This is a genomic window from Rhodanobacter sp. FW104-R8 (assembly GCF_001617365.1).
Taxonomy (GTDB): Bacteria; Pseudomonadota; Gammaproteobacteria; order Xanthomonadales; family Rhodanobacteraceae; genus Rhodanobacter.
Window position 1 is genome coordinate 1 of sequence record NZ_LVJR01000085.1, and the last position, 12,465, is coordinate 12,465.

General features: G+C 69.0%; 9 protein-coding genes. 7 read left to right on the forward strand and 2 right to left on the reverse strand.

Annotated elements, in window-relative coordinates; translation table 11 throughout:
• Positions 1–162: 162 nt before the first annotated feature.
• Positions 163–1,485, reverse strand: a complete 1,323-nt coding sequence (locus RHOFW104R8_RS11860) for a hemolysin family protein (protein WP_068094895.1) — start codon at positions 1,483–1,485, stop codon at positions 163–165.
• A 132-nt stretch (positions 1,486–1,617) separates the two neighbouring features.
• On the opposite strand from RHOFW104R8_RS11860, the gene RHOFW104R8_RS11865 reads away from it, so the two are divergent.
• Together RHOFW104R8_RS11865 and RHOFW104R8_RS11870 are read left to right on the forward strand one after the other, a co-directional pair.
• Entirely contained in the window at positions 1,618–2,247 is a 630-nt protein-coding gene (locus tag RHOFW104R8_RS11865; protein WP_068094916.1) for a DUF47 domain-containing protein, read from the forward strand.
• An 87-nt stretch (positions 2,248–2,334) separates the two neighbouring features.
• A complete protein-coding gene (locus tag RHOFW104R8_RS11870; RefSeq protein ID WP_068094898.1) occupies positions 2,335–3,447 on the forward strand; it encodes an inorganic phosphate transporter in 1,113 nt (370 codons plus the stop codon).
• A gap of 167 nt (positions 3,448–3,614) precedes the next feature.
• On the opposite strand, the gene RHOFW104R8_RS11875 is transcribed toward RHOFW104R8_RS11870, so the two are convergent.
• Complete coding sequence (locus tag RHOFW104R8_RS11875; protein WP_068094900.1) at positions 3,615–4,019, reverse strand: hypothetical protein; 405 nt, start codon at positions 4,017–4,019, stop codon at positions 3,615–3,617.
• Positions 4,020–4,087: 68 nt separating this feature from the next.
• Between RHOFW104R8_RS11875 and RHOFW104R8_RS11880 the strand changes: the two genes are divergently transcribed.
• From RHOFW104R8_RS11880 to RHOFW104R8_RS11900, 5 genes are all read left to right on the forward strand, one after another.
• A complete protein-coding gene (locus tag RHOFW104R8_RS11880) occupies positions 4,088–4,429 on the forward strand; it encodes an MGMT family protein (RefSeq protein WP_068094903.1) in 342 nt (113 codons plus the stop codon).
• A 74-nt stretch (positions 4,430–4,503) separates the two neighbouring features.
• Positions 4,504–6,330: a DNA helicase RecQ gene (gene recQ, locus RHOFW104R8_RS11885; RefSeq protein WP_068094918.1), complete on the forward strand. Its 1,827-nt coding sequence runs from the start codon at positions 4,504–4,506 to the stop codon at positions 6,328–6,330.
• A gap of 329 nt (positions 6,331–6,659) precedes the next feature.
• Positions 6,660–8,084: a sugar porter family MFS transporter gene (locus tag RHOFW104R8_RS11890; RefSeq protein WP_068094906.1), complete on the forward strand. Its 1,425-nt coding sequence runs from the start codon at positions 6,660–6,662 to the stop codon at positions 8,082–8,084.
• A gap of 168 nt (positions 8,085–8,252) precedes the next feature.
• On the forward strand, positions 8,253–9,275 hold the full coding sequence (locus RHOFW104R8_RS11895) for a LacI family DNA-binding transcriptional regulator (protein ID WP_068094908.1): 1,023 nt from the start codon (positions 8,253–8,255) through the stop codon (positions 9,273–9,275).
• 85 nt (positions 9,276–9,360) lie between these two features.
• Positions 9,361–12,252, forward strand: a complete 2,892-nt coding sequence (locus RHOFW104R8_RS11900; protein ID WP_068094911.1) for a GGDEF domain-containing phosphodiesterase — start codon at positions 9,361–9,363, stop codon at positions 12,250–12,252.
• Positions 12,253–12,465: the final 213 nt, after the last annotated feature.

A 12,465-nucleotide genomic window follows, 5' to 3' on the forward strand; every position in this document is an offset into this window, starting at 1 on the left:
CTTCGGCGTCCTCAAGTCCGGCAAACCGTTCGACCCAATCCTTCATGGGGCTTGATCTCGATAACAGTATCTACATGGCGGTACCACCTGTAGGAGCACACCCTGTGCGCGATGTGCTCTGATGTCGAACGAAGCCGAGAGCATCGCGCACAGGGTGCGCTCCTACTGCTCGTCGTCGGACGGTTCCAGCGACGGCGCCGGGGTGACCAGCAGCTTGTCGATGCGGGCGCCGTCGAGGTCGACCACTTCGAAGCGGATGCCGTGCCAGGCGAACATCTCGCCGGTCTGCGGCACGTGGCCGAGGGCGGTCATCACCATGCCGGCGGCGGTGCGGTAGCCGTGTTCCTCCTCGCCCGGCAGCTCGCCGATCTGCAGCAGTTCGCGCAGGTCGTCGGTGGACAGGCTGCCGTCGATCAGCCAGCTGCCGTCGGCGCGCTGCATGATCGGGCTGTCCTCGCTGCTGCCGGCGTGGCCGATCTGGCTGGCGCCGACCACCGCCGCCAGCAGGTCGTTGACGGTGACCAGGCCCTCGATGTCGCCGTATTCGTCCACCACCAGCGCCAGCGGCGTCTCGGCGTCGCGGAACTCCTCCAGCAGGTCCAGCGCGCGGGCGGTGGCGGGCACGAACAGCGGCTTGGCCAGGTGCCCGAACAGTTCAGGCGTGCCCTCTGAGAAGCTGTGCAGCAGCAGCTTGACCTCGACCACGCCGACCACCTCGCTCTCGTCGCCGCGGTACACCGGGTAGCGCGAGTACGGGGTTTTCCGCATCACTTCGATGTTCTCCTCGCGGCTGGCGGCGATGTCCAGCCAGGCGATGCGCATGCGCGGGGTCATCACGCTGTCCACCGTGCGGTCGCCCAGGCGCAGCACGCGGTTGACCATGTTGTGTTCGTCGGCGTCGAGCACGCCCTGTTCGGCGCTCTCGGCCACCAGCAGGCGGATCTCCTCCTCGGTGACCCTGCCGCCGCCCTGCGGGGTGATCCGCAGCAGGCGCAGCAACTGGTTGCTCGACGCGTTCAGCAGCAACACGAACGGCGCGGTCAGCCGCGACAGCAGCAGCATCGGGATCGCCACGTACGACGACACCTTTTCCGGCGCCGCCAGCGCGAGCCGCTTGGGCACCAGTTCGCCGACCACGATCTGGATGAACGAGATCAGCGCAAAGCCGAACACGATGCCGATGACCCGCGCGTACGGCAGCAGCCATCCCAGGTACGCACCCTGCAGGGCGGCGGCGATGTGGCCGCCCAGCGCGTCGCCAGCCACCGCGCCGGTGATCAGCATCACCAGGGTGATGCCGACCTGCACGGTGGACAGGAAGTGTTCCGGTGCCTCGGCGTGGCGCAAGGCCGCGGCGGACTTGCGGCTGTTCCGGGCCATCTGCTTGAGGCGGCTCTTGCGCGAGGCCACCAGCGCCATCTCCGACAGGGCGAAGAAGCCGTTGCACAGGGCCAGCACGAGGACGAGCGCGATTTCGGTCAGCATCGCGGCGATGACGGGGGAGGCTGCATGGTCACAGTGTAAGGGGTGCGCGGGGCGCAGTTCATCCGGGCATTGATGCAGGGCAGCATGACAGTCCTGTAACATGACTGTCATGTACTCCCAGGCATGACCCGCATGTTTTCACTGCAGACGATTTTCGGCAAAGGCGACAAGTTCTACGGGTTGCTCGAACAAAGCGCCGCCACCGTGTGCGAAAGCGCCGGCGCCCTGCACGAACTGCTGACCCGGCCCGACCGCGGCGCGGTGATGGCGGCATTCACCGCTACCCGGGCGCGGGAGAAGGCGCTGGCCGCGCAGATCAGCGAGGGTCTGGTGAACACCTTCGTCACCGCGCTCGACCGCGAGGACATCGAGGCGCTGAATTCGGCGCTGTACAAGATCCCCAAGAGCATCGAGAAATTCGCCGAGCGCTACGAGATCGTGGCCGAGCGCCTGGACGGGGTGGATTTCGTCCAGCGCACGCTGGTGCTGCGGCGCTCCAGCGAAGTGGTCGCCGAAATGATCGGCGAGCTGCGCCGCGGCCTGCGCATCGACCCGGTGAAGAAGCTGCAGGACCGCCTGCAGGCGCTGGAGTCGGAGGGCGACCGCATGCTGCTGGCGCCGTACCGCACGCTGTACGTCGAGGGCAACGACGCGATGCGCGCGATGCTGGCGAAGGACCTGTTCGAGCTGATCGAGAAGGCCATCGACAAGTGCCGCGACGTGGGCAACATCGTCTATTCGATCGTGCTGAAGCACTCCTGAGGCCGCGCCCGTGAGCTTGCGTCCATCGCCCCGTACGGCCGCGCGGCCGGTGTCGCATGCCATCCCCCGTCCGGTCGGGGGAGGCGCATGAGCGTCGTCATCGCGGTGGTGGTGATCGCGCTGGTCTTCACCTACATCAACGGCTTCCACGACACCGCCAACTCGATCGCCACGGTGGTGGCGACCAAGGTGCTCACCCCCGGCCAGGCGGTGTTGCTGGCGGCGGGCACCAACCTGGTCGGCGCGTTCCTGGGTACCGCGGTGGCGGCCACCATCGCCTCCGGGCTGATCAATGCCGGGGTGGTCGAGATGGGTTCGCAGCTGCTGATCTGCGCGCTGCTGGCGGCGATCGTGTGGAACCTGATCACCTGGTGGCTGGGCCTGCCGTCCAGCTCCAGCCACGCCCTGGTCGGCGCGCTGGTGGGCGCGGCCATGGCCGCCTCCGGCAACCGGTTCGACGCGGTGGTCTGGGCCGAGGGCAGCTGGCTGAAGGGCCACGGCGTGATCCCCAAGGTGATGATACCGATGGTGCTGTCGCCGCTGGCCGGCTTCGTCATCGGCTTCCTGCTGATGGGCGCGCTGTACGCGCTGCTGGCGTGGTTCGCCAACCGGCGGGGCTGGTCGCGGCGGTTCGGGCGCACTCCGTTCGTCAACGCGTTCTTCGGCAAGGCGCAGATCGTCTCGGCCAGCGCGATGGGCGTGGCGCACGGCATGAACGACGCGCAGAAGAGCATGGGCATCATCGCGCTGGCGCTGGCCGGCGCCACCGCCGCGCACCAGTTCGACCACCTGCCGGCGTGGCTGGGTTTCCTGCGCGTCGACGGCAACCCGGCCGGCGGCTTCGAGATCCCGGTGTGGGTGAAGGTGGTTTCCGCGCTGACCATGGCCGCCGGTACCGCCGGCGGCGGCTGGCGCATCATCAAGACGCTCGGCCACAAGATGGTCAAGCTGCACCCGATCAACGGTTTCGCCGCCGAGACCAGTTCCGCGCTGGTGATCCTCAGCGCCTCGGCGTTCGGCATCCCGGTGTCGACCACCCACAACGTGTCCGCCTCGATCATGGGCGTGGGTGCGGCCAAGCGCTTCAACTCGATTCGCTGGTCGGTGGTCGAGCGCATGGTGTGGGCGTGGATCCTCACCCTGCCGGTCACCGCGCTGCTGGCCTACGGGCTGGTGGTGGTGTTCCGGCTGGTGTCCTGACTGGATTGCGTCGGGCTTGCCGCCTGCGTAGAAACAACCGTGTTGATGCCCTTGTTTCGTAGGGCGGGCACTGCCCGCCGCTCCTGGCCGTGCGCATTGTCGAGGAGTCGGCGGGCAGTGCACGCCCTACGACTGCCGGGACCCGCCCGGCCACTTCAGGTGCTTTTCTACAGCGAATCGTCGCCGACGGCGATGAGCCGTTCCAGCTGGTCGCCGAGCGTGCCCAGTTCGCGTACCACGCGCTGCAGCTCGGCGGCATCGAGGAACTCGTAGGGACGGTTCTCGCACAGGTGCAGGTAGGGCGAACCGTCCAGGTCGGCGACCGCCAGGAAGCCGGTGCGCTGCTGCCAGTTGAAGCGCAGGCAGCGGCCGGGATCGACGCCGGCCAGCGGCCCGATCGGAGTGGAGATGCGCAGGTAGCGCCGCCCCGACTCGTCTTCCAGCTCGGCCAGGTAGATGCCCTGGCTGCGATCCTTCGCCAATTGCAAGTCGAAACTGATCAGGTACGGATCGTTCTGGCGCAGTTCGTGCTGGCTGCCGATATGGGAACGCACGGCTTCGAAGTGGCGCATGCGGCGGCTTCCGCTGGCTGGGGTCGGAAGCTACTCTGCCACGACCCACCGCCAGCGTCGCGTGAACCATGAATGAGGCCGCCGCCCGCATCTACGCCGCCATCGCCGCGATACCGCACGGCCGGGTCGCCAGCTACGGCGCCATCGCCGCCCGTGCCGGATTGCCCGGGCGGGCGCGGCTGGTCGGCCGGCTGCTGGGCGAGGTGCCCGACGGCATGGAATTGCCGTGGTACCGCGTGCTGCGTTCCAGCGGGCACATCGCGATGCCGCCGGGCAGCCGCGGTTTCCGCGAACAATCGCGGCGGCTGCGCGCCGAAGGCGTCGAGGTGAAGAACGGCCGCGTACCGCTGTCGCGGTTCGGCCTGGATGGCGATCTCGACCACGCGCTGTGGGGCATGCCGGACGCCTGAGCGGCGGTGTTGCCGACGGGTCGCCGCTGCCTTTGCCGGCGGCCGAGCCGGGTCGGTTTGTTACCATGTTCCCGATGAATGCCGCCCTCGACCTGCTCCAAAGCGTTTTCGGCTACCCCAGTTTCCGCGGCCAGCAGCAGGCCGTCGTCGAGCATCTCGCCGAGGGCGGCGATGCGCTGGTGCTGATGCCCACCGGCGGCGGCAAGTCGTTGTGCTACCAGATCCCCGCACTCATGCGGCAGGGCACCGGTATCGTGGTGTCGCCGCTGATCGCGCTGATGCAGGACCAGGTCGACGCGCTGCGCGAAGCGGGCGTGGCTGCCGCGTTTCTCAACTCCAGCCTCGGTGCCGACGAACAGCGCGAAGTGGAGCGGCAACTGCTGGCCGGCGAGCTGAACCTGCTGTACGTGGCACCGGAGCGGCTGCTCACGCCGCGCTTCCTCGGCCAGCTCGAGCGCACCGAGGTGGCGCTGTTCGCGATCGACGAGGCGCATTGCGTATCGCAGTGGGGCCACGATTTCCGCCCCGAGTACCGCGAGCTGGCGATCCTGCACCAGCGGTTTCCCGCGGTGCCGCGCATCGCGCTCACCGCCACCGCCGACCCGCGCACCCGCGAGGAGATCGTCGAGCGGCTCTCGCTGCAGGACGCGCGGCAGTTCGTTTCCAGCTTCGACCGGCCGAACATCGGCTACCGGGTCGGCCTGCGCCACAACGCGAAGCGCCAGCTCGGCGAATTCCTGCAGGGCCACGCGGGCGAGTCCGGCATCGTGTACTGCCTCAGCCGGCGCAAGGTGGACGACACCGCCGCATGGCTGGCCGAGATGGGTGTCGAGGCGCTGCCGTACCACGCCGGGCTGGACGCGGCGACCCGCATGAAGAACCAGCAGCGCTTCCTGCGCGAGGACGGCGTGGTGATGGTCGCCACCGTCGCGTTCGGCATGGGCATCGACAAGCCCGACGTGCGCTTCGTGGCGCACCTGGACCTGCCGCGCAGCATCGAGGGCTATTACCAGGAAACCGGCCGCGCCGGCCGCGATGGCCTGCCGGCCGAGGCGTGGATGATCTACGGCCTGTCCGACGTGGTCACCATGAGCCAGATGATCGCGCAGTCCGAATCGGCCGACGAGCGCAAGCGCGTGGAACGGCAGAAGCTGGAATCGTTGCTGGCCTACGCCGAGGCCACCGGGTGCCGGCGTGAATTGCTGCTGGGCGCGTTCGGCGAGACCTATCCCGGCCCCTGCGGCCATTGCGACAACTGCATCGCGCCGCCGCCGACCTGGGACGCCACGGTGCCGGCGCAGAAGGCGTTGTCGGCGGTGTACCGCACCGGCCAGCGCTTCGGCTCCGGCCACGTGATCGACGTGCTGCGTGGCGAGGAGACCGAGCGCGTGCTCGCCCTCGACCATCACCGGCTCAGCACGTTCGGCATCGGTGCCGAGATGGACGAGAAACAGTGGCGCTCGGTATTCCGCCAGCTGCTCGCCGCCGGCCTGCTGGAGGCCGACGCCGAAGGCTACGGCACCCTTCGTCTCACCGCCGCCAGCCGTAGCGTGCTCAGCGGCGGCCGCCAGGTGAAGCTGCGCGAGGACGCCCGCCCCGAACGCGCCAGCCGGCGCCGGCGGGACAGCAAGCTGGCTGCCAATGACAAGAGCCGCGGCAGCAGCCTCGGCATCGAGAGCTGGGAGCAGGATCTGTGGGACGCCCTGCGCGCGCTGCGCACGCAGCTGGCGAAGCAGCAGGGCGTGCCGCCCTATGTGGTGTTCCACGACGCCACCTTGCTGGCCATGCTGCGTGCCATGCCGGCCAACGAGGACGAGCTGGCCGGCGTCAGCGGCGTGGGCGAGGCCAAGCTCAGGCGCTATGGCCGCGACTTCCTGGCGGTGATCAACGCGCCGGCATAGGCTGCTCCCGTGTAGGAGCGCACCCTGTCCACAAGGGACTTCCTTCGGTCGTGCGCGATGCTCTGATGTCGATGTGAGCCAAGAGCATCGCGCACGGGGTACGCTCCTACCGTTCGCCCGTGAGCCACTGCATACGGTATTGAACTCTTCGACAATGCGTCACGGCCAAGGGCGGCGGGCAGTGCCCGCCCTCCGAAGCCGTGCATCGGGAAAGGGCGGTGGGCCGTGCCCGTCCCGCCTGGCCCGCTGCATACGTATTCAGCCGGACACGGCAAGGGGCGCGGTGCAGACTCGGGCGCATCTTGATGCCATGACGTTGGGGAGACGCGATGAGCACGATGGACATGACGGGCGACGGCTTGGGCCAGCGCGCCACCGCGCGGGTGGTGCTGATCTCGGCGGCAGCGGCGTTGGGCGGGTTCCTGTTCGGTTTCGACACGGCGGTGATCAACGGCGCGGTCGACGCGGTCCGCGGCGGCTTTGCGCTGGACGCGGCGCAGATCGGCTTCGCGGTGTCCTGCGCGCTGCTCGGCTCGGCGCTGGGCGCCTGGTATGCCGGCATGCTGGCGAACCGCTTCGGCCGCGTGCGCACCATGCAGGTGGCGGCGGCGCTGCTGGTGGCCAGCGCGCTGGGCTCGGGCCTGGTCACCGCGGTATGGGACCTGATCCTGTGGCGGCTGGTCGGCGGCATCGGCGTGGGCGTGGCCTCGGTGATCGCGCCCACCTACATCGCCGAGGTGTCACCTGCGCACATCCGCGGCCGGCTCGGCTCGATGCAGCAGCTGGCGATCGTGCTGGGCATCTTCGCCGCCCTGCTCAGCGACGCGTGGCTGGCCGGCGTGGCCGGCGGCGCGGCGCAGCCGCTGTGGCTGGGCCTGGCGGCGTGGCGCTGGATGTTCCTGGTGGCGACGCTGCCGGCGCTGGTCTACGGCACCCTGGTGCTGGGCGTGCCGGAATCGCCGCGCCACCTGGTCGCCAAGGGCCGCCTCGACGAAGCCCGCGTGGTGCTGCGCAACGTACTGAACATGCACAATGAGACCGCGCTGGACAACAAGCTGCGCGACATCGAGGACAGCCTGCGCTCGGAGCACAAGCCGCGCCTGAGCGACCTGCGCGGCAAGGCCGCCGGGCTGCTGCCGGTGGTGTGGGTCGGCATCCTGCTGTCGGTATTCCAGCAGTTCGTGGGCATCAACGTGATCTTCTACTACTCGTCCACCCTGTGGCATTCGGTGGGCTTCAGCGAGGCCGATTCGTTCACCATCACCGTGGTCACCTCGATCGTGAACGTGCTGGTGACCCTGGTGGCGATCGCGCTGGTCGACAAGATCGGCCGCAAGCCCCTGCTGGTGGTCGGTTCGGCCGGCATGGCGATCACCCTGGGGCTGATGGCGTGGTGCTTCTCGCAGGCCACCGGCAGCGGCGCCACGCTGAGCCTGCCCGGCGCCACCGGCATCGTGGCGCTGGTCGCGGCGAACGCCTACGTGGTGTTCTTCGGGGTGAGCTGGGGCCCGGTGGTGTGGGTGCTGCTGGGCGAGATGTTCCCCAACCGGATCCGCGCCACCGCGCTGGCGGTGGCCGCGGCGGCGCAGTGGCTGGCCAACTTCGCGATCACCAGCACGTTCCCTGCGCTGGCCGAGTTGGGCCTGACCTTCGCCTACGGGCTGTACGCCGGCTTCGCGCTGGTGTCGCTGCTGTTCGTGCTGTACGCGGTGCGCGAGACCAAGGGCATCGAGCTGGAGGACATGCGCGCATGAAGGCCCGGGAGCGGGAAACGTCCTGCCAGGCCGATCCGCCGCATGCGCCGGACTGCGCCTGCCGCGAGGCGCGGCGGGCGGTATACGACAGGCGGCGGGCAAACCGGCTAGGATTCGGGGGCACCGGCGTCGTGCCGGGTGGCAGGTGGACTCCGGGTCAGGCTGCGGATGAAGGGAAAAGCCACATCGATCGACATTGCCCACCTGGCCGGGGTATCCCAGGCCACGGTGTCGCGCGCGCTGCGCGGCAGCCCGCTGGTCAATGAGGAAACCCGGCGGCGCATCCAGGCGGCCGCCGAGCAGCTCAACTACAAGGTCGACAAGAACGCCTCCAACCTGCGCCGGATGCACACCGGCACGCTGGCGCTGCTGTTCTTCGAGGATCCCACCGCCGACGAGTCGCACATCAACCCGTTCTTCCTGTCGATGCTGGGCTCGATCACCCGGGCCTGCGCGCTGCAGGGCTACGACCTGCTGATCTCGTTCCAGCAGTTCTCGCGCGACTGGCATGCCGATTTCGCCGACAGCAAGAAGGCCGACGGCCTGATCCTGCTCGGCTACGGCGACTACCTGGCCTACACCGACAAGCTGGAGAAGCTGGTCGCGCAGGGCACCCGCTTCGTGCGCTGGGGCGCGGTGCTGCCGGACCAGCCCGGCGTGTCGATCGGCTGCGACAATTTCCGCGGCGGCCAGGCGGCGGCCGGGCACCTGCTGGAGCGCGGCTGCCGCCGCATCGCCTTCCTCGGCGACGCCTCCAGCCACTACCCCGAATTCTTCGGACGCTACCGCGGCTACGTCGACGCGCTGCAGCAGGCCGGGGTGGAAGTCGACCCGGCGCTGCAGGAAAACGCCGAAAGCACCGAGCGCTCCGGCTACGAGGCGATGCGCAGCCTGATCCTGCGCGAGGCCGGCTTCGACGCGGTGTTCGCCGCCAGCGACCTGATCGCGATCGGCGCCATGCGCGCGCTCGGCGACCACGGGCTGCGCGTGCCGCAGGACGTGGCGCTGGCCGGCTTCGACGACATTCCCATGGCCAGCTTCGCCAACCCCCCGCTGACCACCGTGCTGCAGGACACCAAGCAGGCCGGCGAAGTGCTGGTCGACAGCCTGCTCAGCCTGATCCGCGGCAAGCCGGTCGACAGCCAGGTGCTGCCGGTGAAGCTGATGGTGCGCCGTTCCAGCCTGCGCTGAGGCGATGTCATTGCGGCTTTCACACGCCGTCGCTTAACCTGTATCCGCTGTCCGGATTTCTCCGCATGACAGGGTTCAACGCGCCATGGAACACACTCCGTCGGAGCTGGAATTTCACCAGGTGTTCGAGCGCATCACCGATGCCTACGTGGCATTGGACAAGGACTGGCGCTACACCTACCTCAACGCGAAGGCCTGCGAATTCTTCGGGCGCCGCGCGGAGGATCTGCTCGGCCGCGACATCTGGACCGAGTTTCCCGAAGGCGTCGGCGAGGCGTTCCACCGCGCCTGCGAACAGGCGATGGCCGAGCAGCGGCCGCTGCAGATCGAGGCGTACTACCCGCCGTACGGACGCTGGTTCGAGAACCGCATCTTTCCGTCGGTCGACGGGCTGACCATCTATTTCCTCGACATCACCGAGCGCAAGCGGGCCGAACAGGAACTGCAGCAGCACCAGCGCATGCTGACCCAGGCCCAGCAGGTGGCGCGCATCGGCAGCTGGGAGTGGGACATCGCGGCCAACCGGGTGACCTGGTCGGCGGAGCTGTATCGCATCTACGGGGTGGTTCCGGAGCGGCACGCGGCCACGTTCGAGGCCTACATGGCGCTGGTGCACCCGCAGGACAGCCAGCGCGTGCGGCAGATGATCGAGCAGGCGGCCGGGGATCACCGGCCGTTCGAGTTCGAGGAGCGCATCGTGCGCCCGGATGGCGCGGTGCGCACCCTGTTCAGCCGCGGCACCGTGGACGTCGACGAGGCCGGCTGCGCGGTCCGCATGGTGGGCGCCTGCCAGGACATCACCGAGCGCAAGCGTGCCGAGCAGCTCGAGGCCGGCCAGCACGAGATCCTCGCCGGCATCGCGGCACAGCGCCCGCTGGCGCAGAACCTCGAGCAGATCGCGCGCCTGCACGAGCAGATGAATCCCGGTGCGCTGTGCTCGCTGCTGCTGCTCGACGAGAGCGGCCGGCATGTGCTGCATGGTGCCGCGCCGAGCCTGCCCGAGGCGTACAGCCGCGCGTTGCACGGGCTGGAGATCGGCGACGCGCACGGCTCCTGCGGCACCGCCGCGTGGTGCGGCGAGCGCGTGGTGGTAGCCGACATCGCCACCCATCCGTACTGGGAAAACTACCGGTCGCTGGCCTTGGCGCACGGCCTGCGCGCCTGCTGGTCCACGCCCGTGCTCGGCAGCGACGGCCAGGTGCTGGGCACCTTCGCAGTGTACTTCCGCGAGCCGCGCGAGCCGCGCGAGGAGGAGTTGCACAGCATCGACCGCATGCTGCCGATCACCGGCATCGCGATCGAGAGCGAGCGGCTGACCCGTCGCCTGCGCGAGCGCAACCGCTTCTTCGAGATGTCGCTGGAAATCTTCTGCATCCTCGACCCGCGCACCCAGCGGCTGGTGCAGTTCAACCCGTCGCTGCCGCGCGTCACCGGTTACGGCGCCGACGAACTGAAGTCGCGCAGCTACCGCGAGTTTCTGCGCACGGAGGATGGCGGCACCGGCACCGATCCGATGCTGCAGCGGGATGCCGCGGGGCGGCCGGTATACGACTTCGTCAACCGCTGCGTCTGCCGCAACGGCAGCGAGCGGCTGCTGGAGTGGGCCTCGTTCGCCGCGCCCGACGGGCTGCTCTATGCGGTGGCGCGCGACATCACCGAGCGGCGCCGGATCGAGGCGGAGCTGGCTTACGCGTCCAGCCACGACCCGGTCACCGGGTTGCCGCACTATCTGCTGCTCGAACGGGCGGTGGAGGGGATGCTGCGTGATCCGGGCGGGTCGACCTCGCTGCTGGCGGTCGGGCTGGACCGTTTCCAGCTGGTCAACGCCTCGGTCAGCCATGCCGCCGGCGACGACGTGCTGCAGCGGCTGGCCGCGCGCCTGCAGGCCGTGTCGGGCGGGCAGGGCCAGGTGGCCCGCGTCGCCGGCGACGAGTTCGTGGTGGCCGCCGGGGGACTGTCGTCCGCCGGCGCGCTGGAACTGGCCGAACGGCTGCGCCAGGCCGTGGCCGAACCGCTGGAAGGGCCTGGCTACCGCCTGCGGCTCACCGCCAGCGTGGGCATCAGCCATTCTCCCGCGCACGGCGGCGATCCGAAGAGCCTGCTGCGCCGCGCCGAGGCGGCGATGTACCAGGCCAAGCAGGAAGGGCGCGACTGCGTCGTCGAATTCTCCACCGCCGAGATGCAGAACCTGGAGGACCGGCTGCAGCTCGGCAACCACCTGCGCGACGCCCTCCGGCTCGGCGAGCTGGAGCTCTACTACCAGCCGCAATACCGCGCCGCCGATCGCCGCATGACCGGCTTCGAGGCCCTGCTGCGCTGGAACAGCCGTCAGCTCGGCCAGGTGCTGCCGGGCCGCTTCATCCCGGTCGCCGAGGCGCTGGGCCTGATGCCCGAGATCGGCGAATGGGTGATCGACACCGCCTGCCGGCAACTGCGTGAATGGCTGGATCGCGGCTATTGCGACTTCACCCTCGCGGTGAACGTGGCGGCGCAGCAGCTGCAGCGTCCGGGCCTGGTCGGTCACGTCGCCGGCGCATTGCGGCGTCATGCGGTGCCGCCGGCGATGCTGGACATCGAGATCACCGAGAGCACGTTCATGGAGAACGTGTGGCGGGTGCGGCTGCGGCTGGCCGAGCTGAAGGCGCTGGGCATCCGGCTGTCGCTGGACGACTTCGGCACCGGCTATTCCAGCCTGGCCTACCTGAAGCAGTTCCCGATCGACAAGCTGAAGATCGACCAGAGCTTCGTGCGCGGCCTGCCGCTGGATGCCGCCGACGCGGCGATCGTGCGCACCATCATTGCCGTGGCGCACGAACTGCACATGCACGTCGCCGCCGAAGGCGTGGCGAGCGGGGAGCAGGCGGATTACCTTGCCGGCGCCGGCTGCGACGAATTGCAGGGCAACCACCTCGGCCCGGCAGTGCCCATGGTGCATGCCGAGGAACGCTTCAGCCCGGTGTCCGCAGAATCGGGGTAGAACCCGTGGCGATTGCCAACAAGCACGCGCGGCAACTGTGGGTGATGCTCGCGCATGATCTTGACTACGATCCGCACGCCTGCGGAAAGCACCCGATAGCGCAGCGTCCCGCCGGCTTCAGGGCGTCAGGTAAACGTATAACGAGGTTGTAGAAAAACCTCCGCCGATCTTGCTTCAATACCCCCACGTGAACAAGGGGGCGGCATGGCACGC